Origin of the sequence: Catenulispora acidiphila DSM 44928 (assembly GCF_000024025.1) — a bacterium.
GTDB lineage: Bacteria > Actinomycetota > Actinomycetes > Streptomycetales > Catenulisporaceae > Catenulispora > Catenulispora acidiphila.
In genome coordinates this window covers 1,674,316-1,699,871 of sequence record NC_013131.1, presented here as the reverse complement: position 1 = coordinate 1,699,871, position 25,556 = coordinate 1,674,316, and the positions used below count along the sequence as shown (strand labels likewise).

General features: G+C 71.1%; 25 protein-coding genes. 10 read left to right on the top strand and 15 right to left on the bottom strand.

From position 1 onward, the window contains the following. Nucleotides 1–8 precede the first annotated feature (8 nt). On the top strand, nucleotides 9–638 hold the full coding sequence (locus CACI_RS45235; RefSeq protein WP_190276734.1) for a DUF4262 domain-containing protein: 630 nt from the start codon (nucleotides 9–11) through the stop codon (nucleotides 636–638). Nucleotides 639–852: 214 nt separating this feature from the next. On the opposite strand, the gene CACI_RS07445 is transcribed toward CACI_RS45235, so the two are convergent. Further along, complete coding sequence (locus CACI_RS07445) at nucleotides 853–1,689, bottom strand: SCO6745 family protein (RefSeq protein WP_012785711.1); 837 nt, start codon at nucleotides 1,687–1,689, stop codon at nucleotides 853–855. 267 nt (nucleotides 1,690–1,956) lie between these two features. On the opposite strand from CACI_RS07445, the gene CACI_RS54100 reads away from it, so the two are divergent. After that, nucleotides 1,957–3,858, top strand: coding sequence for a chaplin family protein (locus CACI_RS54100; RefSeq protein WP_012785710.1), 1,902 nt, complete (start codon nucleotides 1,957–1,959; stop codon nucleotides 3,856–3,858). 145 nt (nucleotides 3,859–4,003) lie between these two features. Here CACI_RS54100 and CACI_RS07435 read toward each other — a convergent pair whose 3' ends face one another. The 3 genes from CACI_RS07435 to clpS all read right to left on the bottom strand — a co-directional run bounded on the left by CACI_RS07435 (nucleotide 4,004) and on the right by clpS (nucleotide 5,494). Then, on the bottom strand, nucleotides 4,004–4,480 hold the full coding sequence (locus CACI_RS07435; protein WP_012785709.1) for a hypothetical protein: 477 nt from the start codon (nucleotides 4,478–4,480) through the stop codon (nucleotides 4,004–4,006). Between the two features lie 133 nt (nucleotides 4,481–4,613). Beyond that, nucleotides 4,614–5,222: a DUF2017 domain-containing protein gene (locus CACI_RS07430; protein ID WP_049871498.1), complete on the bottom strand. Its 609-nt coding sequence runs from the start codon at nucleotides 5,220–5,222 to the stop codon at nucleotides 4,614–4,616. Next, nucleotides 5,192–5,494, bottom strand: coding sequence for an ATP-dependent Clp protease adapter ClpS (clpS, locus tag CACI_RS07425; protein WP_012785707.1), 303 nt, complete (start codon nucleotides 5,492–5,494; stop codon nucleotides 5,192–5,194). Before clpS ends, CACI_RS07430 begins: the two co-directional genes overlap by 31 nt. A gap of 24 nt (nucleotides 5,495–5,518) precedes the next feature. Between clpS and CACI_RS07420 the strand changes: the two genes are divergently transcribed. Further along, complete coding sequence (locus tag CACI_RS07420; RefSeq protein ID WP_012785706.1) at nucleotides 5,519–6,820, top strand: nicotinate phosphoribosyltransferase; 1,302 nt, start codon at nucleotides 5,519–5,521, stop codon at nucleotides 6,818–6,820. Nucleotides 6,821–6,919: 99 nt separating this feature from the next. Continuing rightward, complete coding sequence (locus CACI_RS07415; RefSeq protein WP_012785705.1) at nucleotides 6,920–7,489, top strand: nicotinamidase; 570 nt, start codon at nucleotides 6,920–6,922, stop codon at nucleotides 7,487–7,489. 215 nt (nucleotides 7,490–7,704) lie between these two features. Here CACI_RS07415 and CACI_RS52125 read toward each other — a convergent pair whose 3' ends face one another. Continuing rightward, nucleotides 7,705–8,745 (bottom strand): DUF2510 domain-containing protein, encoded by a 1,041-nt coding sequence (locus CACI_RS52125; protein ID WP_012785704.1) that lies wholly within the window; start codon nucleotides 8,743–8,745, stop codon nucleotides 7,705–7,707. A 134-nt stretch (nucleotides 8,746–8,879) separates the two neighbouring features. After that, on the bottom strand, nucleotides 8,880–10,019 hold the full coding sequence (gene hppD / locus CACI_RS07400) for a 4-hydroxyphenylpyruvate dioxygenase (RefSeq protein ID WP_012785703.1): 1,140 nt from the start codon (nucleotides 10,017–10,019) through the stop codon (nucleotides 8,880–8,882). Between the two features lie 152 nt (nucleotides 10,020–10,171). On the opposite strand from hppD, the gene CACI_RS07395 reads away from it, so the two are divergent. The 3 genes from CACI_RS07395 (at nucleotide 10,172) to CACI_RS47585 (ending at nucleotide 12,887) form a co-directional block, all read left to right on the top strand. Further along, nucleotides 10,172–10,681: an Lrp/AsnC family transcriptional regulator gene (locus CACI_RS07395; protein WP_012785702.1), complete on the top strand. Its 510-nt coding sequence runs from the start codon at nucleotides 10,172–10,174 to the stop codon at nucleotides 10,679–10,681. Between the two features lie 101 nt (nucleotides 10,682–10,782). Next, nucleotides 10,783–11,484, top strand: a complete 702-nt coding sequence (locus CACI_RS49645; protein WP_012785701.1) for a DUF5819 family protein — start codon at nucleotides 10,783–10,785, stop codon at nucleotides 11,482–11,484. After that, on the top strand, nucleotides 11,481–12,887 hold the full coding sequence (locus CACI_RS47585; protein WP_012785700.1) for an HTTM domain-containing protein: 1,407 nt from the start codon (nucleotides 11,481–11,483) through the stop codon (nucleotides 12,885–12,887). Before CACI_RS49645 ends, CACI_RS47585 begins: the two co-directional genes overlap by 4 nt. Here CACI_RS47585 and CACI_RS47580 read toward each other — a convergent pair. After that, nucleotides 12,769–13,398, bottom strand: a complete 630-nt coding sequence (locus CACI_RS47580) for a hypothetical protein (RefSeq protein WP_012785699.1) — start codon at nucleotides 13,396–13,398, stop codon at nucleotides 12,769–12,771. The genes CACI_RS47585 and CACI_RS47580 overlap by 119 nt on opposite strands. A gap of 38 nt (nucleotides 13,399–13,436) precedes the next feature. Here CACI_RS47580 and CACI_RS07375 point away from each other — a divergent pair, with 38 nt between their 5' ends. Continuing rightward, the gene (locus tag CACI_RS07375) at nucleotides 13,437–14,123 is read left to right on the top strand and encodes an IclR family transcriptional regulator (protein WP_012785698.1); all 687 of its coding nucleotides are present in this window, start codon (nucleotides 13,437–13,439) and stop codon (nucleotides 14,121–14,123) included. A 23-nt stretch (nucleotides 14,124–14,146) separates the two neighbouring features. Here CACI_RS07375 and CACI_RS07370 read toward each other — a convergent pair whose 3' ends face one another. Then, nucleotides 14,147–14,623, bottom strand: a complete 477-nt coding sequence (locus CACI_RS07370; RefSeq protein WP_012785697.1) for a nitroreductase family deazaflavin-dependent oxidoreductase — start codon at nucleotides 14,621–14,623, stop codon at nucleotides 14,147–14,149. 28 nt (nucleotides 14,624–14,651) lie between these two features. Next, complete coding sequence (locus tag CACI_RS07365; RefSeq protein ID WP_012785696.1) at nucleotides 14,652–15,443, bottom strand: AraC family transcriptional regulator; 792 nt, start codon at nucleotides 15,441–15,443, stop codon at nucleotides 14,652–14,654. Between the two features lie 55 nt (nucleotides 15,444–15,498). On the opposite strand from CACI_RS07365, the gene CACI_RS07360 reads away from it, so the two are divergent. Beyond that, the gene (locus CACI_RS07360; protein ID WP_012785695.1) at nucleotides 15,499–16,707 is read left to right on the top strand and encodes an MFS transporter; all 1,209 of its coding nucleotides are present in this window, start codon (nucleotides 15,499–15,501) and stop codon (nucleotides 16,705–16,707) included. A gap of 82 nt (nucleotides 16,708–16,789) precedes the next feature. On the opposite strand, the gene CACI_RS07355 is transcribed toward CACI_RS07360, so the two are convergent. The 5 genes from CACI_RS07355 to CACI_RS07335 form a co-directional block, all read right to left on the bottom strand. Next, a complete protein-coding gene (locus tag CACI_RS07355) occupies nucleotides 16,790–18,589 on the bottom strand; it encodes a DEAD/DEAH box helicase (RefSeq protein ID WP_012785694.1) in 1,800 nt (599 codons plus the stop codon). Nucleotides 18,590–18,673: 84 nt separating this feature from the next. Beyond that, on the bottom strand, nucleotides 18,674–20,953 hold the full coding sequence (locus tag CACI_RS07350; protein ID WP_012785693.1) for a xanthine dehydrogenase family protein molybdopterin-binding subunit: 2,280 nt from the start codon (nucleotides 20,951–20,953) through the stop codon (nucleotides 18,674–18,676). Beyond that, a complete protein-coding gene (locus CACI_RS07345; protein ID WP_012785692.1) occupies nucleotides 20,950–21,513 on the bottom strand; it encodes a (2Fe-2S)-binding protein in 564 nt (187 codons plus the stop codon). Before CACI_RS07345 ends, CACI_RS07350 begins: the two co-directional genes overlap by 4 nt. Before the next feature lie 105 nt (nucleotides 21,514–21,618). Next, the gene (locus CACI_RS45220) at nucleotides 21,619–23,331 is read right to left on the bottom strand and encodes an FAD binding domain-containing protein (protein ID WP_012785691.1); all 1,713 of its coding nucleotides are present in this window, start codon (nucleotides 23,329–23,331) and stop codon (nucleotides 21,619–21,621) included. A gap of 8 nt (nucleotides 23,332–23,339) precedes the next feature. Continuing rightward, a complete protein-coding gene (locus tag CACI_RS07335) occupies nucleotides 23,340–23,636 on the bottom strand; it encodes a DUF3039 domain-containing protein (protein WP_012785690.1) in 297 nt (98 codons plus the stop codon). A gap of 195 nt (nucleotides 23,637–23,831) precedes the next feature. Here CACI_RS07335 and CACI_RS07330 point away from each other — a divergent pair, with 195 nt between their 5' ends. Then, nucleotides 23,832–24,653 (top strand): hypothetical protein, encoded by an 822-nt coding sequence (locus tag CACI_RS07330; RefSeq protein ID WP_012785689.1) that lies wholly within the window; start codon nucleotides 23,832–23,834, stop codon nucleotides 24,651–24,653. Between the two features lie 121 nt (nucleotides 24,654–24,774). Here CACI_RS07330 and CACI_RS07325 read toward each other — a convergent pair whose 3' ends face one another. Beyond that, nucleotides 24,775–25,392, bottom strand: coding sequence for a YqgE/AlgH family protein (locus tag CACI_RS07325; protein WP_012785688.1), 618 nt, complete (start codon nucleotides 25,390–25,392; stop codon nucleotides 24,775–24,777). Nucleotides 25,393–25,556: the final 164 nt, after the last annotated feature.

Genomic DNA, 25,556 nt, shown 5'->3' with positions numbered 1-25,556 from the left:
GGCGTCGCGTGACGGCCGACATCCCGCCGTGCCATTGCGTGATCTGCGACAGCGAGAGCGCCGTCAGCCAGACCCTCACCGCGGCCGAGAACGAGGCGTTCGCCGACGAGGACAACCTGGAGGACGAGGAAGACGACGCGGTCCGCGCGCTCGTGCCCGGCTGGTTCGGCGAGGCGGCGGCGCACGTGCGGCGCACCGGCTGGACCTCGATCGGCATCATGCCCGGCACCCGCACCCCCGGCTGGGCCTTCTCGGTCGGGCTGTGGCACAGCTACCGCGCCCCCGAGGTCTCCCTGTTCGGCCTGCTGCTGCCGGACATGCAGCAGCGCGTGAACCGCGCCGGGCGGCTGATCCGCGACAACAAGCCGTTCGGCTACGACATCGAGATCGACGGCATCCTGGACGCCCAGCCGGTGGTCGCCAAGCGCGTCCACCCCGGCTGGTACCCGACGCTGTTCGGCTTCGCGGTCGGCTTCTACCGCGGGGCGGTTCCGCCGTTCGTGCAGCTGGTCTGGCCGGACAGCCACGGGCTGTTCCCCTGGCAGCCCGGCTGCGGCCTGCGCTGCCGGACGGTCCAGCCGCAGCTGTGGCTGCCTCCGGAGGTGCACCCCGACGGTCCTTGGCAGAACCCGCGCTGACACCCTGAGGGCGAGCGCAGGACCAAGGCAGCAGAACCTCGAACCTCTGAGGGCAGGCTCAAGTCCGACCGCGCAATCGTGCCGCGTTCGTGCCGCGTCGGGCCGAGCCGCCGAACCCTCAAAGCAGCAGACCCCCTGAAGGCAGCCTCAAGACCCCGGCGGTGAAGCCGGGGCGGATGCCGCGCTGTGGCGTGCGACGGCATCCGGGCGCGCCCTACGCCTTCCGTGCCTCGCGCTCGGCCACCAGCTTCTCCACGCCGCCGCCGGCCGCCATCTCCGCCGCGCGCGCCAGCAGTGTCAGCAGACGCTCGGCCGCTTCTCGGGTGAGCCCGCGGTAGGCGCGGGAGGCCAGCTCGTCGGTGATCTCCTCGGCCTGCTCGCGGAACAGGCGGGTCGCGTCGTCGGGCTGCGGGTAGGGCGGCGCCCAGCGGAAGAACTTCGCGCCGGCTTCGCCGAGCGGGCCGCTGACGATGGCCTCCAGCGGGTTCAGCCCGGCCATCTGGACCGCGGTGATGTGCAGGCCGCCGCGCTGCTCGCGCATCACCATCGACCAGTGGACCACCCGGTGCCGGGGCGCTGACGGCTCGGGCATCGCGCCCCAGGCCGCGGCCAGGGGGGACAGGCCGGTCTCGGAGGTCGTGGCGATCTCGCGGAGCATGTCGGCCAGCTCGTGGGCCTCGTCGTCGGGCAACGCCGCCAGGAACTCGTCGGCCCACATGCGCTGCACGTCGCGGTAGCGGTCCACCACACGGTCCAGCGGCGGGCTCTGCTTGGCGTCGCGGGCCGTGGTCCAGCTCTGCACCGCCAGGTCAGCCGGGAAGAACCCGACCACCGCGTGCACCACCTCCGGGGCGACCGGGCCCAGGACCCCGACGCGGCCGCCGAAGTAGAACGGCCAGCCCTTCATCCCCAGGTCCTTGGCAGCCGTGCGGGCCGCCTGGGAGGACATGTAGTCGCCGCCGAGGGCCAGCAGGGCGCCCTTGGCCTCGACCGCGGTGCTCAGTGCCAGCTCGCGGATCGCCGCCGGGTCGATAGTCGGATCAGCCGTCATGAACAGCGATTCTGCCGCTCCGCCACTCGGGCTTACAAGCGGCCTCGCACAGATGCTCTGACCAGGGGGTTGTGCCGAGGTCGGGCCATAGATCGCACAGAAGGACTTTTCATCCGCCCGGAGCACGCCCGCGTGACGTGCGTCCGGCGACGGCTGTTGTCGCCGTGGACGGGCTTTGTCGGCTCCCACCGGCTCGGTGCGACTCGTGCCGGCCCGCCGCATCTCCCAGGTTCACCCGAGCCCCACCTGAGAAGAATGAGGACTGGCATGCACGACGTGACCAAGCGCGGACTCGCGCTCGCGGTCGCGACCGGCGGCCTGCTGATCACTGGAGCCGCGCCCGCGGTCTCGGCGGTGTCGTCGACGACACACCCCGAGCACCCGGACCAAGCCGGGAAGAAGAGCCAGCCGACCGGCGCCTCTTCGCACCACGCGGCCATCCCAGTCAGCCGACCGCAGGTCAAGCAGTACGCGGGGCGGCACAAGGCGCCGGGTCACGCCGCCGCCACGCCGACGCACGCCCCCGCCGCGCACCACCCGGCGGCGCCGCACGAGGCCGCGCAGCACCACCAGGCCGCCGGCCACCACCCGGCCGCGCCGCACCACGGCAACGCGCCGGCGCATGCGGGCATGCCGCACCACACCAATGCCTCGGCCCACGCGAGCGCGCCGCAGCACGCCAACGCGCCAGCCCACGCGAGCACGCCGCACCACACCAACGCGCCAGCCCACGCAAGCGCGCCGCACCACACCAACGCCCCGGCTCACGCGAGCACGCCGCACCACAGCAACGCGCCAGCCCACGCGAGCACGCCGCACCGCAACGGCACGGCGCCGTACAGCGCCCCCCACGCCCCGGCGCACGCCTCCACGCCGCACCCGGCGGCCGGCTCCGCCGACTCCGCCGGCGCCGCTGCGTCCTCCGAGGACTTCGGCGGCGGCGGGCTGCTGGCCGGCAACACCGTCGAGGTGCCGGTCGACGCGCCGGTGAACATCTGCGGCGTGGTCGCGACCGTGCTCGGCGGCGGCGACCACGCCGAGGGCGAGCACTGCGTGAACGGTCCCGGCACGGCCGGCGGGCCGAACAGCTCGGCCGCGGCCGTCGCCGGCGGCAGTCCCGGCACGCTGTCGGGCAACGTCGTGCAGGTCCCGGTATCGCTCCCGGCGAACATCTGCGGGGACACGGTGACCGCGATCGGCGGGCAGAACTCCGCCGAGGACATCCTGTGCGCCAACGAGGGCGGGCCGTCCTACTCCTCCGCCAACGCCGTGGCCACCTCCTCCCCGGGGCTGGTGAGCGGCAACGTCGTCCAGGTCCCCGTGGACGCGCCGCTGAACGTCTGCGGCATCACCGCGAACGTCGTCGGCGTCTTCGACACCGCGGCGGGCACCACCTGCGTCAACGGCGGCGAGCGCCACGGGCACTGGGAGTACCCCGGCGACCTGCAGGAGCACCATGTCGGCGCCGGCGCCAAGGCCGTCACCGCCAACTCCTCCGGCGCGGTCACCGGCAACGTCCTGCAGGTGCCGATCGAGGCGCCGATCAACGCCTGCGGCGACTCGGTGGACCTGGTCGGCGTGTTCGACTCCGCGCTGGACAACCGCTGCGTGAACCACACGGCCGGCGGCGCGGGCGCCGAAGGCCGGGCGATCGGCAACAACGGCCTGGCCGCGGGCAACGTCGCGCAGCTGCCGATCAACATCCCGACCGAGATCTGCGGGGTCGTCGCCGCCTTCGGCGCCTACCACGACACCGCTGCCGGCAACTCCTGCGTGAACACCGGCGCCCCGACGACGTTCTCCGCCGGCAGTGCCACCGGCGAGACCGGGATCATCACCGGCAACGTCGTGCAGGGCAGCGTCAACGCGCCGCTCCAGCTGTGCGGCACCACCCTCGGCGCGGGCCTGGCGAACAGCGGGACCGAGGACACCGGCTGCTCGACCGGTCCGGCCATGTCGCCGATCGACGGCCCGCCCCCTCCGGCCACGCACTCTCGCCAACACCAGGAGCACCTGCACCGCCACCGTCGCCCGACGCACGAGGAGATGGGTCAGCTGCCGCACACCGGCAGCGACGTCCTCGACTACGCGGGCCTCGGCGCCGGAGCCCTGGTCCTCGGCGCGGGCGCGCTCATCGCCTCGCGGCGCAAGTCCAGTTCGGCGAACTAGGACGCGCGTCGGTATCAAGGTTCGACCTCGACAGAGCGGGACCCCTGGGATTCCAGGGGTCCCGCTCTGTTCCCGTCAAGACTGTCAAACAAGCCTGTCGAACAAGACTGTCAAACAAGACTGTCGTAAGCCGAGTTCGGCGCGGTCAGACCCTGCCGGACAAGACAGCTCCCAGATATCCCTCGACGTCCCCGTCGGCCTTGGTCCCCAGCATCGTCCGGGTCCACGCGCGCCGCTCGTGGTCGATCACGGCCAACTCCCACACGCAGCCGGCCTGCCGGGCCGGACAGCGCGCGATCTCGGCGGGTTCGGAGAACCGGGCCGAGTACGCGGCCGTGGACAGCAGACAGCCATACGCCCACCACCCGACCACGTAGGAGTAAGCGTTCGTCGACCGGTGCGCGATCACGAAGCCGACGCCGTAGCGCCCGCCTCCGATCCCGGGTCGGGGCAGCGCCTCCACGGCGGCCTTGCGCGCGCCCTCGTGGGCGGCGTCGTCCAGGTCGCCGGAGGGCGTCGCGGACAGCCCGTGGAGCTTCACGCGCCAGTCGTCGATCTGGAGCAGGCCGAGCGGCCGCACCTTCCGGGGGGTGTACGGGACCCCGCCGAGCGCCTCTGTCATGAGGCAGGATGCTGGCACACCTGGGGAACCGACTCAATGCCCTGCGGCTGCTTTCACCCCGCGCGGGGTGTGGCCTGCGGTGTGCCGCACGGCTCCGGTACCCGGCACACCGCCGGTCCGACCAGCGGACCGCTCAGCCCATCAGGGCTTCGACCAGCCATTCGACCAGCGCGCCGAGCCAGTGGTACATGACCACTATCTCGTAGCGGTCGTCCTTCTCGTCGATGCGGTCGAAGGGGTTGTCGTCGTCGTCCTCGATGTCCAGCCAGACCGCCAGCACCAACCGGACGTCGTTCACCGCGCTGAGCCAGGCCCGCGCCTGGTCCCCGTCCAGGGTCAGCTTGTCCCCGCCCCGGTAGTCCTCCAGCGTCTCCAGCACCTGGCGCGCCGTGGCGCGCTTGCCCTCGCGCAGGTCGGGCTCGGTGAGCCGGCGGAACTCGCTGGCCTCGTCGGCGTCGCCGTAGGCGTCCGGGAACAGCCGCGCCAGCGCGGGGTTGTCCGGCTTCTTCACCGGGCCGTCGGCAATGCCCAGGGCCGCGGTCAGCGGGTCTGGCTCCGCGCCCAGCGGGTCCTCCTCGTCCAAGAGCGCCAGCTGCCCAGTCAGCAGGAAGCGCAGGACCCCGACCTGGCCGTCGGTGAACACCCCGACGATCCGTCCGGAACGGTGGGCCTGGAAGGGCTTGAGCACGTGGGGATCCCCGATCTGGTCGTTCAGCCGTCCTGGCGCTGCAAGGTCGCCCACAGGCCGTACCCGTGCATCGCGGCCACGTCCTTCTCCATCTGCTCGCGGCCGCCGCTGGACACTATCGCCTTGCCGAGGTTGTGCACCTCGTGCATCATCCGCTCGGCTTTGCCCTTGCTGTACCCGAAGTAGGTCATGAACACGTACGTCACGTAGCTCATCAGGTTCACAGGGTCGTTCCAGACCACGGTGACCCACATCGGGTCCTGCACCGGAGCCGCCCGGGTCTCCTCCGTGGCCTCCGGATCGACCTCCACCGGCGCGACACTCATCCCACCAGACTACGCTGATAGATCGTGAACAGCACCGCGCTCCTCACGGACCACTATGAGCTCACCATGCTGGAGGGTGCCCTGCGCAGCGGGGCCGCCCACCGACGCTCGGTGTTCGAGGTCTTCGCCCGCCGGCTGCCCGACGGCCGCCGCTACGGCGTGACCGCCGGCACCGGCCGCCTCCTGGACGCCCTGGAGGAATTCCGCTTCGACACCGCCATCTGCGACTTCCTGCACGAGTCCGGCGTCGTCGACGAGTCCACCCGGGACTGGCTGGCCGGCTACCGCTTCAGCGGCGACGTCCACGGCTACGCCGAGGGAGAGTGCTACTTCCCCGGCTCCCCGCTGCTGATCGTGGAATCCACGTTCGCTGAGGCGGTGCTCCTGGAGACGCTGGTGTTGTCGGTGCTGAACCACGACAGCGCGATCGCCTCCGCGGCCTCCCGCATGACCTCCGCGGCGATGGGCCGCCCCTGCCTGGAGATGGGCTCGCGGCGCACCCACGAGGAGGCCGCCGTGGCCGCCGCGCGCGCGGCCTACCTGGCGGGCTTCTCCGCCTCCTCCAACCTGGAGGCGCGCCGCCGCTTCGGCGTCCCGACCACCGGCACCTCGGCGCACGCCTTCGTGCTGCTGCACGACAGCGAGCGCGACGCCTTCAGCGTCCAGGTCGACGCCCTCGGCCGGAACACCACGCTGCTGGTCGACACCTACGACGTCGCCGAGGCCGTGAAGACCGCGGTCGACGTCGCCGGTCCCGACCTCGGCGCGGTCCGCCTGGACTCCGGCGACCTGCTGTGGATGGCGCACCGCGTCCGCAAGCAGCTCGACGAGCTCGGCGCCAAGCACACCAAGATCGTGGTCACCTCCGACCTCGACGAGTACCAGATCGCCGCGCTGGCCGCCGCCCCGGTGGACTCCTACGGCGTCGGCACCCAGCTGGTCACCGGCTCCGGCGCGCCGACCGCGGGACTGGTCTACAAGCTGGTCGCACGCGGGGCGAGCGTCGAGCCGGACGCCACGATGGTTCCGGTGGCGAAGAAGTCCTCGGAGAAGGCCACCCGCGGCGGACGCAAGTACGCCTGGCGCCGCATCGGCTCCGACGGCGTGGCGCAGGAGGAGCTGGTCGGGACCGGCGCCGTGCCCGAGGCGCTGAAGTCCGAGGGCCGCGACCTGCTGATGCAGTACGTCGCCAAGGGCGAGGTCATCGCCCGCCCGAGCCTGGCCGAGATCCGGGAACGGCACGAGGCCTCGCGCGCCGAACTGCCGCCGTGGTCCACGCAGCTGTCGCGCGGCGAGCCGGCGATCCCTACGGTGTATCCGAGCTAGCGGTACGGCCAGAGTTACGACCAGCGGTACGGCCAGCAGTACGTCCAGAGGTAGAGACAGCGCCGATAACCCTTGCAGCGCCTAGAAAAGAGACCGAGCATGACCCGCGCACTGATCGTCGTCGACGTCCAGAACGACTTCTGCGAAGGCGGCTCCCTGCCGGTCTCCGGCGGCTCGGCCGTCGCCGCCGGCGTGAGCGCCCTGTTGGCCGCCCCGGACCGGGGCGGCTTCGAACTCGTGGTGGCGACCCGCGACTGGCATACCGACCCCGGCTCGCACTTCGCCGCCGAACCGGACTACGCGACGAGCTGGCCGGTGCACTGCGTGGCCGGCAGCAAGGGCGCGGAATTCCACCCGGAGTTCGACCGCACCCATGTGGACGAAGTCTTCTCCAAGGGCGCGTTCCAAGCCGCCTACAGCGGATTCGAAGCCGTCGACGGCGCCGACACCCCGCTGGGCGACTGGCTGCGCGCCCGCGGCGTGGACCAGGTCGACGTGGTCGGCATCGCCACCGACTACTGCGTGCGCGCCACAGCACTGGACGCGGTGAAGCTGGGCCTGGCCACCCGGCTGCGCTCAGATCTGGTGGCCGGGGTCGCCGAGGCCTCGACCGCCACGGCGCTGGAGGAGATGCGCGCGGCGGGCGTCGAGATCGTGCCGGCTGTCTGAAGGCCGGCCGCAGGAAGACCACGAACAAGCCGCACTAACCCTGCCAGTCGCACTTCACGCAGCCCAGCCGCACCCCAACCAGCCCAGCCACCCATCAGCCGGAAGCGCCGCAAAAGCTGATGGAGATCAACCGGATTCACCCCGTCGCAGGGCTCTGACTGTCAGGGCCCTGTCATCGCGGTAGGACCGTCGGTGTCGTCGCCTGGATGGCGCCTCTACCGCTCCCGCCGCCGCTTCAACCGCGTCGCGTACAGCGCCGCCACGACCAGCAGCACCGCGACCATCGCGCCGAGGTAGGCCTCGGAGGTGCTGTCGAGCACGTTCATCTTGGTCGGGACCTTGATGGTCGCGGCGAGCTTGTCCTCGCGGTTGTGGACCGACTGCAGCAGCAGGTAGGCCAGGGGCACGATCCCGACCGCCGAGATCAGCAGCACGGCCAGGGTGTGCCCGGCGCGCTCCAGCGGACCGGTCTTCACCACGACCTTGGGCGCCTGCTTCTTCGGTCCGCGCGGGGTGTCGAACTCGGTGCGTGAGGCGTTCTTGGCGGCGTCGGTCTGCTTGGGACCGGTGGTGATCTCCGGGCCGTCGAAGGGTTTGCCGTCGGCGCGCAGCAGGCGGATGCGCAGTGCCTGGTTCGCCGCGGACATTTGCGCGGGGGTCTGCTTCGGCGCGGCGGACAGGCCTGGCACGCCGGTGATGGAGATGCCCATGCCGGACGCGCTGGCGACCTGCGGCGCCGGCGGCGACTGCGGCGGTGTTGATGAGGCAGCCGCGACCTGGAATCCAGGCATGGGCATCGGAGCCTGGCGCGGAGATTCGGGCATCCCGTCGTCGAAGCTCAAATCCGGCAGCGACTGCGAGCCCACGGAGAACGGCGGCGGCGAGGGCTTCGCGTCGTCGAAGCTCACCTCGGACAGCGGACGCGGCGGTGCGAAGGCCGGCGTCTTCGACAGCGACGCCGTGGACGTGGACGTGGAAGAGGACGTCGACAGCCGTTCGGCATCCTGCTGCGGCCAAGGGAGTTCGGCGTCGAAGGTCAGTGCCGGGCTCGACGCCGGCTCAGCCGGCTCAGCCGGCTCAGCCGGCTCAGCCATCGCCTCGGCGCCCGAGCCGGCGCCGCGCTCCGCGTCCCCGGCGCCGGCCTTCTTCGGCATCGGCTTGCTGGTGCCCGGGACCCACTTGGAGCCGTCCCAATACCGGATGTATCCGGGGACTGAGGGGTCTGGGTAATAGCCGGGGCGCGGTGAACTCTCCACGATCACCGAGCCTAGAACACGACCGCCCAAACCTGTACGGGTGCCGGGATTCCTTACGCAAGCTTGAGGAATCGCCGACACCCGCACGATGACCAGCTACTACGTCCTTTGCAGTAGACGCACCCGCCGGGGGCTCACAGGTTGCCGCGGCGCTCCTGCTCGCGCTCGATCGCCTCGAACAGGGCCTTGAAGTTGCCCTTGCCGAAGCCCTGGCTGCCGTGCCGCTCGATGAGCTCGAAGAACACCGTCGGGCGGTCCTGCACCGGCTTGGTGAAGATCTGGAGCAGATAGCCCTCTTCGTCGCGGTCCACGAGGATCTTGCGCTTCTGCAGCTCCTCGACCGGGACGCGGACAGTACCGATGCGGGCCCGCAGCTCCTCGTCCTCGTAGTAGGAGTCCGGGGTCTCCAGGAACTCCACGCCGGCGGCGCGCATCGCGTCCACGGTGGCCAGGATGTCGCCGGTGTTCAGCGCGATGTGCTGGACGCCCGGACCGCCGTAGAACTCCAGGTACTCGTCGATCTGCGACTTCTTCTTCGCGATCGCCGGCTCGTTCAGCGGGAACTTGACCTTGCGGGTGCCGTCGGCGACGACCTTGGACATCAGCGCGGAGTAGTCGGTGGCGATGTCGTCGCCGATGAACTCGGCCATGTTCGTGAAGCCCATGACGTGGCGGTAGAAGTCCACCCACTCGTCCATCTTGCCCAGCTCGACGTTGCCGACGCAGTGGTCGATCGCCTGGAAGATGCGGGCGTTCGGCTCGACGAGCGGCGCGCGCTCGACGTAGCCGGGAGCGTAGGCGCCGGTGTAGCGGGAGCGGTCGACCAGCGAGTGGCGGGTGTCGCCGTAGGTGGCGATCGCGGCCCGGACCAGGACGCCGTTCTCGTCCTCGACCTCGTGCGGCTTCTCCAGGCCGGTGGCGCCGTGCCCGACGGCGTACTCATAGGCCGCGTAGACGTCCGGGACGGCGATCGCCAGATCGGTCACGCCGTCGCCGTGCTCGGCGACGTGCAGCGCGATCTCGGTGCCCGGACGGACCGAGCCCTTGAACACGAAGCGCGCGCTGCCGGACTCCAGCACATACGCCACGCGGTCGGCGCGACCGGTCTCGGGACCGGAGTAGGCGACCACCCTCATGCCGAAGGCGGTGGAGTAGTAGTGGGCAGCCTGCTTGGCGTTGCCGACGGCGAACACGACGGCGTCCATCCCCTTGACCGGGAACGGGTCCTTGGTGGCGGTGGCGGAGGCGGCGCTGGCAGTAGCGGTTTCGGTCATGCTCCCAGCTTCGATCCGCAGATCAAAGTGCGCAACGCGAGGTTGGAGAGCTATACAATCTGCGCAGCGGAAGTAGCTGGGACACCGCATTTCTGTACAGTGTGATCAACGACACTTCATGCCAAACCCGACATGGACAGGAACCTACCGATATGTCCTCTCCTGAACCGGCGCCCGCGACGAGGGCGATCGACGGCCTCGACGCCCGGCTGCTGGCGCTGCTGACCGAGGAGCCGCGCATCGGCATCCTGGAGGCGTCGCGGCGGCTCGGCGTGGCGCGCGGGACCGTGCAGGCGCGCCTGGACCGGCTCCAGGCGCGCGGCGTCGTGCGCGGCTTCGGTCCGCTGATCGATCCGGCGGCGCTGGGCTACACGGTCACCGCGTTCGCGACGCTGGAGATCCGGCAGGGCCGCGGCGCCCAGGTTCGCGAACATCTGGCGGCGATCCCGGAGCTGTTGGAGATGCACACGATCACCGGCGCCGGCGACATGTTGTGCCGGATCGTCGCCCGCTCGAACGCGGACATGCAGCGCGTCATCGACAAACTCGTGTCGTTCGAGGGCATCCAGCGCACTTCGACCGTGATCGCGATGGCGAATCCGGTCCCGTTCCGGGTGCTCCCGCTCACCGAGGTCTGCGCCACCGAGCACTCTGAAGGGTAAGTATTGCTCCAGGGGTTTCTCAGGAGTCGCATTTGGTCACGGACGTCACGACTTGCAAAAACGGTGTTACCGAGTCTGCGACGATCCGTTAGGTTTGCTGCGTGTCCGAGCCGATCGAGGAACCCGCCGTGCCCCCGCCGAACCCCCCTCACCAGGCTCCCCGGCCGTGGTGGTCGCGGGCACTGCTCGGCGTCTCGGTCCTCGGCATCTCGCTGCTCGCGCTGTACCACCTGAGCATCACGTTCCTGACGAACTCGCCGACCAACACGGTCAGCACCAAGTTCGCCACCCCCATCTCCAAATGGGTCTATCCGTGGTTCGAGCAGAACTGGCGGCTGTTCGCCCCGAACCCGATGTCCCAGAACTTCACGGTCGAGGCCAGGGTCTCCACCGACTGCTACACCGACGTCACACCCTGGTACAACCTGTCGCAGATGGACTACGACACCATCGCGCACAACGTGTTCCCCGGGCACACGGAGCAGAACGAGCTGCGCCGGGCGTGGACCGACGGCTACGCCGCGACCCACGACTCCGCGGACGTGGGCACCTCCGGCCGCGCGGACATGATGCGGCAGTACCTGGTGAACATCGCGCTGCAGCGGATCGACCCGCTCAGCGCCAAGGACGGCGTGCCGTCGGCCAAGATCATGAACATCGAGTTCCGGGTGACCACCACCGACATCGCGCCGGCCGAGAAGCCGAACGAGGTGATGCAGCCCGTGGTGCACATCATCCCGTGGCGGCAGGTCTCCCCCGACGCCGTGTCCTATGGCTGCCCGAACGGGAGCGTGGCGCCGTGACCTCCGGTATCGACGACCCGGCGGACACCGCCGAGACCGCTGACGTGCTCGGCCCGGGCGACGTGAGCGATGTGAGCGATGCGATCGATGTGAGCGATGCGATCAGCACGGCTGACGCGGCCGTCGCCGCCGCTGGAATCGGCGTGGTCGAAACGACCGGCATCGCCGACGCCACCGACATCGCCGACACCCCCGCGCTGGCTGTGGCGGTGGCAGTGGCCGCCGCCCAAGGTCCGGCGTTCCGCGGCGAGCCGCTGACGTGGGTCGCCGCCAAGGCGCAGAACGCCTTCACGCGCCTGACCACGCACGCGGTCGCCCTCTACGGCACCGCCGTCCTGCGCATCGGCTACGGCTCGCTCTACCTGATCTTCCTGCTGCACGAGTACCCGAGGCACGACGCGCTCTGGGGTCCGAACGCGGCCTGGACTCCGGCGCTGAACCAGCAGTTCGCCAACGACCCCGGCCTGGACTGGTTCGCGATCGACCGCTGGTGGTACACCTTCCTCGGGCACGGCGGCAAGACCTGGTTCGAGTTCTGGTACACCGTCGCGATCCTGGTCTGCCTGCTGTTCGTGCTGGGCTGGCGGACCCGCGTCACCTCGATCTGCTTCGCGCTGACCATCATGGCGTTCACCGGCCGCGACGTGTTCCTCACCGACGGCGGCGACAACATCATGGGTCTGATGGCCATCTACCTGGCCTTCAGTCGCTGCGGAACACGCTGGTCGCTGGACGCCCGGCGCAAGCGGCGCCAGGCCGAGAAGCGCGAGGCCCGCGGCATCGCGGAGTTCAGCTGGCCGGACAGCCCCGGCTGGCAGGCGGTCGCCGAGCTGGACCGGACGCGCGAGGAAATCGTCACCTTCCTGCACAACGCCGCGGTTCTGGTGATAGCGGCACAGATCTGCGTGGTCTACGCCGCCGCCGGGCTCTACAAGTCGCAGGGCTCGTACTGGCAGAACGGGACCGCGCTGTACTACACGCTGAAACTGGACTGGTTCCGGCCCTGGCCCGGTCTGTCCGACTTCATGGCGGGGCAGAGCGTCACCATCGCGATCGTGGCGTACCTGACGGTGTTCGTGCAGATCGCCTTCCCCTTCGCCGTGTTCAGCAAGTGGCTGAAGTACCCGTGCCTGGTGATGCTGGTCGGGATGCACTTCTCGATCGCGGTGGTGATGGGGCTGCCGCTGTTCTCGGCGGCGATGATGGTCGGCGACGCGGTGTTCCTGCCGACGGCCATGTGGCTGTGGGTCGGACGCAAGGTGCGCGAGCAGGTCGGGCGGCTGCCTAAGCCCGGGCGGTATCTGTTTTCAAAGCAGGCGCGTCCTGCGCCAGCCATTCCGCAAAGTCTGGAAGCGTCCGCACTCCCCCATCAAGCACAGCCTCATAAATCAGCGTCCCATTGACCTCGCGGCCGTATTCGGGGCGCGGCGTCCACCCCTCCTTGATCCGCAGGATGGCTTCGCGGGTCTCGTCGGTCAGGCGCGGGAGCAGCGTGCGCAGGTGCGCCAGGTCCGGCTGCCGGTCTGGCTCGTCGACGAACCACAGGTCCAGGCTCCAGTCGCGCGGACGCGGGGAGCGGTAGCTGACGCTGAGGTACAGGCCGTCGGGGTACTTGTCGGGCTCGGCGTTCCAGACGCCGGTGTCGTTGCGGAAGGTCACCTGGCGGACGCGTGCGTGCCGGGCGAGCCGGGTCGCCAGGTGCGCGACGGCGTCGAAGGCCGCCAGGTCCAGGCGTGCGCAGGCGGTGGTCACGTCGATGTCCGGCTTGACCATCACGCCGAGCGCCGAGCTGCCGGTCCGGATCGGGTCGCCGACCGTCTCCAGCCCGGCGGCGAGGTCGAGATCGTCGAGCACCGCCTCCGCCTCGCCCTGGAGAAGCCGCTGCCGCCGGAAGAGATCGTCGTCGGTGCCCATCCGTCGAGTATGGTCCACCCACGATCTAAGCTGCGCGTATGACCCGCACCGATCCCGCCCCGGAGCCGGAGACCAGCCAGACTCTGGACCGGGGGATCCGCGTGCTCACGGCGCTGGCCGACGCCACGTCCGGACTGACGGTCGCCCAGCTGGCCGAACGCGTCGGCGCGCCGCGGACCGCCGGATACCGGCTGGTCGCCACGCTGGAGGCGCACGGGTTGGCACGGCGGGACGCCGACGGCCGTGTGCACCTCGGGGTGGGAGTGCTGCGGCTTGCCGCGCGCGTGCATCCGCTGCTGCGCGAGGCGGCGACGCCTCCGCTGCGCAAGCTGGCGGAGGTCGTGGGCGCGACGGCGCACCTGACGGTCGCCGAGGGACCGGACGCGCTGGCGATCGCGGTGGTCGAGCCGACGTGGACGGACTATCACATGGCCTACCGCGTGGGATCACGGCACCGGCTGGCGCAGGGCGCGGCGGGGAAGGCGATCCTGTTGGGGCGCGCGGGGGTCGGGCGGCCGGCTTCGGTGTCGAAGGATCCTGCGACGCTCTACACGGCGAGCGAGGGCGAGTTGCAGGCCGGGGCGCACGGGATCGCCGCGCCGATCCGGGACGTGCCGGGGTTGGAGGCGAGCGTCGGGGTGGTTTCCTTCGCGCCGCTGGACGCGGCGAAGGTGGCGCCGCGGGTGATTCAGGCGGCTGCTGAGATCTCTGCTGCTTTGAAGTAGACCTCTGTGGACCTCGTGGCCCCTCAGCGCGGCGTCAGCTCGAAGACCCGCAGCTCCCGACCGCTGCGCTCGGTGTAGACGTCGAAGTTGGGCCAGGTCGTGGTCAGCACCGGCCAGATCTGTGTGCGCTCCTCGCCTTCCAACAGGCGCGCCGTGACCGGGATCTTCTTGCCCTTGACGGTGAGCGTCGCCTCGGGGTTCGCCATCAGGTTCAGCGTCCACACCGGGTGGTGCTCCTGACCCCAGTTCGAGCCGGTGAGGTAGTACTTGCCCTCGTGGCCGACGTAGAGCAGCGGGACGGAGCGCTCCTTGCCGGTCTTGCGGCCCACGGTGGTGAGCAGGAGTCCGGTGAGGCCGGACGGGCTCATCGCGCCGACGCGCCCGCGCGTCGCCTTGTACAGGACGCGGTCCACGTGCGGGAGCGTGCGCTTGCCGACGGCCACGAACCAACGCTGGCGGGCGAGTGCCTGGGCCGTGCTCTTCAGTGCCTTGGGCGTCATGGCGCGGAGTATGTCAGCTGATGTGCCATCAGAGAAGGTCCGGATAGGGATCTTCGGTGCGGTTCGTGCCGCTGGGGCGGAACGCCGCGGCGCGGTAGCGGCCCGGCGTGGTTCCCAGCGCTTTGCGGAACACCTCGATGAAGGCGCTCGGCGTCGCGAATCCGCAGGCGGTGGCGACAGTCGTCACCGGCTCGCCGGTCGCGAGCAGCGCCAGCGCGTGTTGGAGGCGGAGTTGGGCGCGCCACTGCGGGAACGTCATGCCGGTCTCGGCGCGGAACAGGCGGCTGAGGGTGCGTTCGGCGGCGCCGGCGGTGCGGCCGAGGGCGGCGAGAGTGCGGTCGTCGGCCGGGTTGTCGGCGAGGGTGCGGGCGATCGTGGCGAGGCGGTCGTCGCGCGGCCACAGGAGGCGGAACGGGAGTTCGTCGACGGTGCGGAGCCTGTCCAGCGCGACTTGTTCCAGGGTGCGGCGCTGCCTTGGCTCGGGGTCTTCGGTGGTGAGGGCGGCGATCACCTCGCGCAGGAGCGTGTCGACCGCCAGGACGGTCGGACGGTCCAGGTGCAGGGGGTTGGTCGTCGCGGCGAATATCAGGGTTCGCATTTCAGTGTGACCGTGGGCGCGGTGCGCGTGCGGCACGGCTGCCGGAATCCAGGCGGCGCGGTGCGGCGGGACCATCCAGACGCCGGCGGAGGTGGCGACCTCGAGCATGCCGCTGAGGGGGTAGACGAGCTGGTTCACGTCGTGGTCGTGGCGTTCCACCTGTTCGCCGGGCAGGAGGGGACGGCGGGTGGGACCGGCGAGGACGAGGCGGATTTCCGACATCAATCGGCAGGATATCGGAAGCCGGACAGCACGGCGCGGCGAGATCGTGGACGGCATGAGCTTGATCAGCGATCCGAGCCGAGCCGAGAGCAGCGCAGAGGCCGGAGAAGCCACCGAGGTGATCTCGCGCGGAGTCCGCGGCCGCATGGCGGTCTGGGGCGCGGCGCACGCGGTCGACGACATGTATCAGGGCCTTGTCCCGGCCAGCGTCCCCTACTTCGTTCTGGAGCGGCACTACAGCTACCTGGCGGCCTCCGGACTCACGTTGGCTGCGACGCTGGGCAGCGCGCTTCCGCAGCCGCTTGTCGGGCTCGCCGTGGACCGCTGGCGGCTGCCTCGCTTGGCTGCGGTGGGCGTCGCGGTCGCCGGGACCGGGCTCGGGCTGTCGGGGCTGGCGGGTCCGTACGCACTGGTCTGGCTCTGCATTCTGATATCAGGGTTCGGAGTCGCGATGTTCCACCCCGCGGCCGGCCGCTCGGCGCGCGAGGCCGCCGGGGACAGCGCCGCCGCGATGAGCGTCTTCGCCGCCGGCGGGAGCGTCGGCTTCTTTCTGGCACCGGTCCTCGCGACTCCGGCTTTGAACGCGTGGGGCGTCGGCGCGACGGCGCTGTTCATCCCGCCGGCATGGCTCATCGCCTTGGTACTGCTCAAAAAGCGCGCCGGCACCAGGCCATCTCACGCGGCGGCGAGTGGCGGCCAGGACCGTTGGGGACCGTTCGCGGCGCTGACCGGCATCGAGGTGGTCCGCTCGGCAGCCTTCTTCGGCATCAACACCTTCATCGAGCTGTACTGGATCAAGCACCTGCACGCCTCCCGCACCATGGCCGGCGCCGCCCTCGCCTGCTTCCTCATCGGCGGCGTCGCCGGCACCCTCCTTGGCGGCCGCATCGCCGACCGCGTCGGCATGGTCCGCACCGTCCAACTCGGCGGCGCCCTCACCATCCCCATGCTGCTGGCCCTCCGCTTCAGCCCGGGCGCCGTCGCACCGCTGGCCTTCGCAGTCCTCACCGGACTAGCCCTGAACATCCCGTTCGCTGTCCTGGTGAAACTCGGCCAGGACTACCTCCCCGGCCGCCCCGGCACAGCCGCAGGCGTCACGCTCGGGCTGGGCGTCAGCGCGGGAGGGCTGATGGCACCCGTCTTCGGCCTGATCGCCGAACACCGCGGCCCGCAGGGAGTGCTGACGGCGCTGTGCGCGGTACCGATCGCGGGGATAGTGCTGGGGTTTCTGCTGCGGGAGCCTCAGAAGACTGATGGATCGTGAGGCGGGCAGTGTCTTAGGAGTTCTTTACGGCTCCGCGCTGGCACCGAAAGTCAAAGCCCACCTGCGCGGAGTCCGGCAGCGCCTAGTGCCCGCCCTCAGCAGCCCACCGGCGCACCATGTCGATCCGCTTCTGCAGCTGCGTCGCCGTCGCTTGTGCCACGGCGGGTCCGCCGCAGGTGCGGCGTAGTTCGCCATGGATGGTGCCGTGCGGCTTGCCGGTTTTGTGGTGCCAGGCGCCGACGAGTCCTTGGAGCTCCTTGCGGAGTTCCAGGAGTTGTTTGCGGGTCATCACCGGGCGTTCTTCGGCGCCCACGATGGCCTCGGCTTGGGAGCGGAGGAGCGCTTTTTTGCGGGCGCTGGTGAGGTGCATCTGCTGGCGTTTGGCTAGCAGGACCTTGATGTGCTCTGGTTCCAGGAGGCCGGGCAGGCCCAGGTACTCCGCTTCCTCGCGGGAGCCGGGGTCGGCGGGGAGGCCGAATTCTGCGCCGTCGTAAAGGACCCGGTCGAATTCGGCTTCGGAGTTCAGGGCTTGGAAGGTGAAGAGTTCCTCTTCGTAGCCCTGCTCCTTCTCGGTGCGGTTCGCCTCGGCGAGCAGGGCCTCTTCCTCGCCCCAGACGTCCTCGGTCGTGGTGGCCTGGGTCGGCTTGTCGAGGGCGTGGTCGCGCTGCTTCTCCATCTCGCTCGCGAACTCGAGGAGCATGGGGATGGAAGGGACGAAGACCGACGCGGTCTCGCCGTGGCGGCGTGCGCGCACGAAGCGGCCGACCGCCTGGGCGAAGAACAGCGGTGTGGAGATGGCGGTGGCGTATACGCCGACGGCCAGGCGCGGAACGTCGACGCCCTCGGACACCATGCGGACCGCGACCATCCAGCGGTCGTCGTTCTCTGTGAACTCGGAGATGTTCGCTGAGGCGGAGGGGTCGTCCGAGACGACGACCATCGGGCGCTTGCCGGTGATGTCCTTGAGCATGTCCGCGTAGGCGCGCGCCGCGCCCTGGTCGGTGGCGATGACCAGGCCGCCGGCGTCGGGGATGCCGCGGCGCACCTCGCGCAGGCGGCGGTCGGCGGCGCGCAGGACCTGCGGCATCCAGTCGCCGGCCGGGTCCAGGGCGGTGCGCCAGGCCTGCTTCACCGCGTCGTTCGTCATCGGCTCGTTGAGCTGCATGGCGATCTCGTCGCCGGCCTTGGTGCGCCAGCGCATGCGGCCGGCGTAGGACATGAACACCACCGGCCGCACCACGCCGTCGGAGAGCGCCGAGCCGTAGCCGTAGGAGTAGTCCGCGATGCTGCGGCGGATGCCCTCGTTGTCCGGCGCGTAGGTGACGAACGGGATCGGGTTCGTGTCCGAGCGGAACGGCGTACCGGTCAGCGCCAGGCGGCGGGCCGCCGGCTCGAACGCCTCGTAGGCGGCCTCGCCCCAGGACTTGGAGTCGCCGGCGTGGTGGATCTCGTCGAGGATCACCAGGGTCCTGCGACCCTCGACGCGGCGCCGGTGCAGCATCGGGTGCGCGGCGACGCCGGCGTACGTCACGGCGATGCCCTGGTAGTCGCGCGACGTGCCGCCCGCCGCGCCGCTGTAGTTCGGGTCGATCCTTATCCCGACGCGGTGCGCCGCCTCAGCCCACTGCGTCTTGAGGTGCTCGGTCGGCGCGACGATCGTGATGGTGTTCACGACGTGGCGGTCCAGCAGCTCGGTGGCGATGCGGAGCGCGAACGTGGTCTTGCCGGCGCCGGGGGTGGCGACCGCGAGGAAGTCCCGGGGCTCGCGGCCCATGTATTCGTCCAGCGCTGCTTGCTGCCAGGCGCGGAGCCGGTTGGCGGTGCCGCGCGCGGCGCGGTCCGGGTAGGACGGGGATAGATGGGAGGCCGCAGAGATGCTCACGGTGTCTCCCTTTTCCGCTCTTGTTCCACCCGCTTGTTGTGCTGTCTCACGTCTGATCCGTAAGGACCGACCCCCGAGATTACCTCAACTGAGAACCCACCACGCGCGATCGGGTCTCAACGGCAGTCGAAGCGGTGAACCGCCCGGCGGATCGCCGACGGCGTCCCGGATCGCGGCCAGCACCGCGGCGGGCGTGGCCATCACCGACAGGTCGCCGACCGGTTTCATGCCCCCCAGCGGCGGCGCCGCCTGCGGAAGCCCGTCCGGGCCGATCTCTTCCTTGGCCTCCTCGGCGGTCTCCAGCAACGCGGCGACCACGACCTCCGGCGCGTCCATCGTCGAGGGCTCACCCCAGCCGAAAGGCAGGTCCGAGCCCTCGGACAGGACGAAGCCGGCGCCGGCCACGGCTCCGGAGGCGACCCGGTGTTCGGCCCGGTCCTGCAGCGCGACCCGGCCCGCGTCCTGAGCGATGGCGACCTGGATCACGTTCACCAGACCGAGTTCGGTGTCCACGTCCACCACCGCGCGCACGGCGCCGACCGCGACGCTGGCGGCGTCCGAGGTACCGGTGAGCGCGGGCATCGCCAGCATCCGGAACTCGCCGTCGCCCCGCACCACGCGGCTGGCCGGCAGGCACTGCCGATAGGCGTCCTCCAGCGGAAGGTGGAAGACATCGTCGTGCGACACCAGGTAGCCGTCGACGACCTTCAGCAGGCCGCCGTCGATCCCTATCTGCTCGGCCAGCGATTGGAAAAGCCGCGAACGGACCTGCTTCGCCGCGGTCTCGACCGCGCTGCCGTGCACCCACGCCGGGTGGGTGACCGCCGAGGACGACGGCAGCGAACCCGGGTCCTCGGGCGCCCGAATGGCGACCATCTCCGGCGCGATGCCCAGAGTGCGCTCGACCGTGACCCGGATCAGGTCGTGCAGACCCGAGCCGGTCTCCACCGCCGAGCAGGCGACGGTCGCGGCCGCGCCGTCCGGGGTCATCGAGACCAGCACGACAGCTGTCGCGTACTCCCCCAGCTGCGTCGGGTTCGACAGATCGGCCATGCCGAGCGCCACGCCGACTCCGCGCCGGATCCGGGTCAGCTCGCCGGTCCGGCCGACGGTTCCCGGGTATTCGCGGATGTCCGGTCCCGGCGGGAAGTTCGGCATCGGGGTGTCCAGGACCTCGTGCAGACAGTCCGGGATCGGGACCGGCGCCGCGGCCGGCTTGCCGAGCGGATCGCCCGCGTCCGGAACGAGATCGCCGGGTCGCAGCAGGTTGCGAAGCCGGACCTCCAGACCGCCGAGGCCCACCGCCGTGCCCGCGGCGTCCATCTGCGCCTCGTACGCCGCACACGTCAGCGCTCCGCCGCCGCCGCGCACCCGGCCCGCGGGCGGGTTGTTGGTGCGCACCACGCGGCCGGAGATCCGCACGTTCGGGACCCGGTACGGCCCGACCGCCAGGCGGCAGGCCTCGTCGAGGATGTCGATCGTGGTGGAGGCGTAGGCGCCGCCGTCGAGCAGGATGTCGGCCTCGACCGCGACCAGGCTGCCGTCGTCGGCGACCACGTGCCGGTAGCGCAGCTGCGCCGCCGGGCGTCCCGGATGCGCCGGGGCGTCGCGCGGCACGACGGCCTTGACCGGGCGGTTGGTCGCCATCGCCAGCAGCGCCGCCTGGACCTGGAGCCCGACGTCCTCGCGGTGGGTGTCCGCGCCGCCGACGCGGGTCGGGATGACATGCACCTTCTCCACTGGCAAGCCAAGACACTGCGCGACCACTTCGCGGTCGCCGCGCGGGGAGACGGTCGCGACGTAGATCTCGATCCCGCGCTCGCCGTTGGGGACCGCGATCACGACGGCCGGGGCGGCGGGGCGCGCGGCGACGCCGTCGAAGACGTACTCGCCGGAGATCACCTTGCGCCCGGCGGACTCGGCGCTCGCCGGATCGGCCAGGGTCGCCGGCTCGGTGCCGAAGGCCAGGGTGGTGGTGTGCAGGACGTTGCCGTCCGGGTGGATCGGCGGCGCGGTCGCGGACTGGTCCGGGTCGTGCAGCGGACGCAGCGGGTCCCAGACCACGCGGACGCGCTCGGCGGCGGCGCGCGCCAGCGCCGGGTGCTCGGCGGCCACGACGACGACCGGCTCGCCGATGTAGCGCGCCACGTCGGCGGCCAGCACCGGCTGGTCGATGGAGCGCGGACCGTGGAAGTTGTAGCCGGGCAGGTCGGCGGCGGACAGGACGGCGTGCACGCCGGGGATGGCGCGCGCGGCCCGCATGTCCAGGCCGCGGATCGCCGCGCTGGCGTGCGGGGAGCGGGTGACGCCCATCCAGAGCATGCCCTCGGCGCGCAGGTCGGCCGGGAACTTCGGCTCGGTCACGCGAGGTCCCCCGCATCGATCACCAGCATGGGAATCTCGCCCGAGTCGCCGATCCCGGCGCCGGCGTCGGCGTCGCTCTCGAAGCCGAACTCCTTGGCCCGGGCGACCGCCTCGATCCAGCGTCCGGACTCGGCGCACCGGCAGACCAGCCCGGCCAGCGCCTCGCGGATCGCCGCGGGACCCGGATCGGCGTTGCGGCGCAACAGATCGGTGATGGCGACGGTGAGCGCGGGCGCGCAGAACCCGCACGGGCTCGCGCCGGACGCCGCGACCGCATCGCGGGCGATCTCGAAGGCGGCGTCCTGCGGGGTGCGGACGTCCCGGTCGGCCGCCGCGACCGCGGGGACCAGGCAGGCCGCCGCGGGACGGCCGTCGAGCAGCACCAGACAGGACCCGCATTCCCCGACCGAGCAGCCGTCGCGCGGCTCGTCGAGGTCCAGGCGCTCGCGCAACACCGCCAGCAGCGAGTCGCCGATCCACACCTGCGGCACGGGGTATTCGTGCCCGTCGACGCGCAGCGTCAGGCCCACGGCCGGCCATTCGACCGCCGACTCGCTCACCTGTGGCTCACTGGTCCGTCCCCCTACTGACTCTTGCTGATGTGGCTCTTACTGATGTGGCTCTTATCTGATGTGGCTCTTACTGATGTGGCTCTTAACCGATGGCTACCGGTCCTGGTTCCGTGCCTGCTCGGCGCGCTCGACACGCTGCTTGGCCCGCTGGAAGTCCGCTCGTTTCTGCAGTTCGCGGACCTGGTCCAGCCAGCCCAGCGGCGGCAGGGCGCGCAGCAGGGCGCGGCGGGCGCAGATCTCCACGGCCTTGCGACGATACGGGTCGCCTCCCCCGCCGATCGTGCCGCCCCCGTCGCCGTAGACGAGCGAGTCGGCGACCAGGCGCCCGAAGGTCTCATAGACGCTCGGGTCGGCGATCGCGCCGGCCTCCCAGTCCACCTGCTCGGCCAGCCAGCGGTCGGCGTGGTCCGCGCGCAGCAGCGTCGGCAGCCCGCCGCGCCCGGTCCCCGACGGCAGCGCGGCCAGCGCCATCGCACCGACGACACACGTCGCACTCCGCCGCGCCGGATCCACGGCCAGCATGATCGACAGGATCGCGCGCGAAATCCCGCCGCGAACCCCGATCTTCATGAAGCCCTGCATGCCATCCACAACCGGGACCCGCGCGCCCACAACCAGCTCGCCGGACGAGAGCTGCGGAACGCCGTCGCGATCGTAGAAGTCGGAGATGCTCACGGTCCGCACACCGTCGGCGGACGCCACCAGCACCGACGCCCCGAGCGCGGCGAGCACCACCGGCAGATCGGCGGAGGACGGCCCGACCACCAGGTTCCCACCGAGAGTGGCGACGGCACGGATGTGCGGCGCGCCCATGGTCCGCGCGGCCTGGTTCAACGCCGGAACCTGCTGCCGCAGATCACGCTGCTGCATCTCGGCGAGAGTGAGGCCGGCGTGCAGCAACACCTCGCCACTACCGGTGGACCAGCCGCGCAGCTCGGCGCAGCGATGCAGGGTGAGGACAGTGCCGGGGTGACGGCGGCCCGCGGTGATCTCAGGCATGGCAACCGTTCCGCCGGCGATGATCACGGCATCGGGATGCTCAGCCAGGACCTGGACCGCTTCGACCACGGTCTGCGGACCGAACAGCGCGCGGGCGGCGGCGACGTGGGAGCCCGCCAGACCGGAGCCGACGGTGGGGGGAGGCGGTTGGTCGGGTCCTGCGGCGACGGCATCGGCTCGATCGAACGCACCACGCGGAGCCTGACCAGCAGCACCGGCAGCACCCGATATCGCGCCGCCGGATCCGCTCGCAGCAGCCGACAACTCGCCACTCGCCGAACCTGCACCGGGGCGCCACTCACTGCCGACCGGAGCCGCAGCTGGCGACCGCTCGCCGCCGAGCAAGCCCGCGCCAGCCTGCGACTCGCCACTCGCCGAACCTGCACCAGGTCGCCACTCACTGCCGACCGGACCCGCACCTGCCGACCGCTCGCCGCCCAGGAAGCCCGCGCCAGCGAGCCATTCGCCGCCGACCGCGCCCGGACCGATCTGCCCAGCCGCACCCGCCGGACCAGCCGCGCCGGACCTCGCCGGACCGCCGTACTCCCGCAGCCGCGGCCCGGTTATCTCGCCGCCGCCAGCGCCGTCAGCCCCATCAGCGCCATCAGGGCCGTCGGCGCCCTCGCCGTCGTCGTCATCCGTCTCGAAAGTGCCCAGCTCGAAGCCGGGGCGCTCGGCGTCGCCGCCGAAGACCAGCGCGCTTTCCGGGCTGCCGGCGGAGCGGGTCGGCAGCGCGTGACCGCCCGCCGGTACCGCGCCGCCCCCGAATCCCCCGTCGCCGGACGGCCCGAAACCGTCCGAACCCATGATCCCGGTCAGCTCGTCCCGCCGTCCCCGTCGTCGCCGCCGCCGGACTCCAGGCCCTCGAAGATCTCCTTGCACTCCGGGCACACGGGGAACCGGCTCGGGTCCCGCGAGGGTACCCACACCTTGCCGCACAGAGCGGTCAGCGGCGTCCCGAAGACGGACGCCTCCATGATCTTGTCGCGCTCGGCGTAGTGGGCGAAGCGCTCCTCGTCACCGGGCTCGTAGCGATAGTCGGACTCGACGCGTTCCTCGACGATCGTCGAGCCGCCGGTGTCCGTGTCGGGTTCGAAAGTCGGCGTGCTCATGCTGTCGAGTCTATGCCGCTCCGCACGCTCGCGAGCGTGCGGAGCGCAATGACGCCGCACCGGCGTGAGGGTTCCGCAAATATGACTTACCGGCGGGTAACCGGCAAAGGGCATCTTCGGGCGCCGCGCGCCGCCCCGGGTTGCGGGCTACCAACCGGTCACAATGGTGCGAACCGTTATGAATGGACTGATGCCGTGACCGAGAACCCGAATACTCCGCCGGACCCGAACGCCGGCCCGCCGCCGGGCGGTCCGGTCGACCGGCCCACGACGCCGGCGCAGCCGACTCCGGCTCCGACTCCGGCTCCGGCGCAGCCGTCCGGGAGTACCCAGCCGACCGCCGAGGGCGCTCAGCCTCTCGGCGACGCCCCGAAGACCGGCGCCGAGACCGCGTCGGGCGCATCGACCGGGTCCGCAGCGGCCGCCGCGGCTCCGGCCGGCGCATCCGTCGCCGAGCCCGGCTCCGAGTCCTCGATGACGCAGGACCCGGCGACCGGCGCCTACACCGAGAACCCCTGGGGCACCGCCCCCGAAGAGGGCTCCGAGCTCGGCGGACCGGCCGACCCGAACGCCCCGAACACCGGCGTCGCGGCGACTTTCCTGCCCGGCATCGACGCCGCCTCGATCCTGGCGCTGGTCCTGGCCGCCCTGGCCGCCGGCGCCTACCTGCTGGTGAACCCGCTGGTCCAGGCGCACGACGCGGCCCGCACCTGGTCGGACTTCAAGAACAACGTCCCGCGCACCAAGCAGGACCCGTTCGGCGTGCAGCGCGACTGGGTCTCCTACCAGTCCTGGGCGCAGATCATCCTCGGCCTGGTCGCGGTGCTGCTGGCGCTGGTGGTCCTGGCTTTGTGGACGGCGCGCAAGAACAAGCTGCGCTCGCGGGCGATCGCGCAGGCGGCGCTGGTGCTGGGTCTGGCGGTGGTGCTCTACGGCATCCTGCTCAAGACCGGCGCGGTCGGGTCGGAGATCCCGAGCATGAAGGACATCTCCACAGGACTGAGCTCCACGCAGTAGCGCCGCCCGGCGCGCCCGAAAACAGCTCGGCGCCGTGGTGCGGCCGCGGCGCCGAGTGATTTCCGCCTCGGTATCAGGTGGTATCGGGCAGCATCAGGCGATATCGAGCGTTCTTCATCAGTTAATTGAGATCAGGGTCCTCGGTCCAGTTCGCGACCATCGCGATGGTCCCGCCCTGGCGGCGCAGCACCCGGCGCCACAGCTCCTCCGGCTCGGTGGTGAACACGTCGGCCAGCTCCGGCTCGACCACGTACCACGCCCGCTGCGCCAGCTCGCCGGCCAGCTGCCCCGGTCCCCAGCCGGCGTACCCGGCGAAGATCCGCAACGCCGTCAGGTCCGGCGCCAGCACTTCCGGCGGCGCGTCCAGGTCCACCAGGCCCAGGCGTCCGGAGAACTGGCGCCAGCCCAGCGGCTCCTCGCCCGGCACCGCCGCCTCCGGACGCACACAGGCGATGCCCAGCGCGGAGTCCAGCGCGACCGGGCCGCCCAGGAACACCGTCGGCGGCTCGGCCGCCAGCGGCGCCCAGGTCTCCAGCACGTCCTCGACGTCCAGGCTCCCGGGCCGGTTGAGGACGACGCCGAGCGTGCCGTCGTCGTCGTGGTCGACGACCAGCACCACCGTGCGGTCGAAGTTGGGGTCGACCAGGACCGTGGTGGCGACCAGCAGTTTGCCGGTCAGCCGTTCCAGCGGCACTCTGCCGCTGTCCTGCTCCCCCGCGTCGCGCCCTGCGTCCGTCATGGCACACATGATCCCGCACCCGGACCCCCGCTGGCGCCTTTTGCCCCAAGGCCCGCGCGTCCGCGACGCGCTCTTGACGCTCCGTTGACTATCTGTGCGCCGCCCGGCGCAAGTCAGCGACCCTCAGCGTTCGAATCGGCACTTCCTGTTGTCGCCGGCGGGGA

What these genes read in the sequence shown, in the direction of transcription:
- CACI_RS07335 (WP_012785690.1), bottom strand. Translation starts at nt 23,636, where the DNA reads ATGAGCACGCCGACTTTCGAACCCGACACGGACACCGGCGGCTCGACG.
- CACI_RS07445 (WP_012785711.1), bottom strand. Translation starts at nt 1,689, where the DNA reads ATGACGGCTGATCCGACTATCGACCCGGCGGCGATCCGCGAGCTGGCA.
- CACI_RS07360 (WP_012785695.1), top strand. Translation starts at nt 15,499, where the DNA reads ATGAGCTTGATCAGCGATCCGAGCCGAGCCGAGAGCAGCGCAGAGGCC.
- CACI_RS07365 (WP_012785696.1), bottom strand. Translation starts at nt 15,443, where the DNA reads ATGTCGGAAATCCGCCTCGTCCTCGCCGGTCCCACCCGCCGTCCCCTC.
- CACI_RS07415 (WP_012785705.1), top strand. Translation starts at nt 6,920, where the DNA reads ATGACCCGCGCACTGATCGTCGTCGACGTCCAGAACGACTTCTGCGAA.
- CACI_RS07325 (WP_012785688.1), bottom strand. Translation starts at nt 25,392, where the DNA reads ATGACGGACGCAGGGCGCGACGCGGGGGAGCAGGACAGCGGCAGAGTG.
- CACI_RS47580 (WP_012785699.1), bottom strand. Translation starts at nt 13,398, where the DNA reads ATGGGCACCGACGACGATCTCTTCCGGCGGCAGCGGCTTCTCCAGGGC.
- CACI_RS07370 (WP_012785697.1), bottom strand. Translation starts at nt 14,623, where the DNA reads ATGACGCCCAAGGCACTGAAGAGCACGGCCCAGGCACTCGCCCGCCAG.
- CACI_RS07395 (WP_012785702.1), top strand. Translation starts at nt 10,172, where the DNA reads ATGTCCTCTCCTGAACCGGCGCCCGCGACGAGGGCGATCGACGGCCTC.
- clpS (WP_012785707.1), bottom strand. Translation starts at nt 5,494, where the DNA reads ATGAGTGTCGCGCCGGTGGAGGTCGATCCGGAGGCCACGGAGGAGACC.
- hppD (WP_012785703.1), bottom strand. Translation starts at nt 10,019, where the DNA reads ATGACCGAAACCGCTACTGCCAGCGCCGCCTCCGCCACCGCCACCAAG.
- CACI_RS07375 (WP_012785698.1), top strand. Translation starts at nt 13,437, where the DNA reads ATGACCCGCACCGATCCCGCCCCGGAGCCGGAGACCAGCCAGACTCTG.
- CACI_RS54100 (WP_012785710.1), top strand. Translation starts at nt 1,957, where the DNA reads ATGCACGACGTGACCAAGCGCGGACTCGCGCTCGCGGTCGCGACCGGC.
- CACI_RS45220 (WP_012785691.1), bottom strand. Translation starts at nt 23,331, where the DNA reads ATGGGTTCGGACGGTTTCGGGCCGTCCGGCGACGGGGGATTCGGGGGC.
- CACI_RS07435 (WP_012785709.1), bottom strand. Translation starts at nt 4,480, where the DNA reads ATGACAGAGGCGCTCGGCGGGGTCCCGTACACCCCCCGGAAGGTGCGG.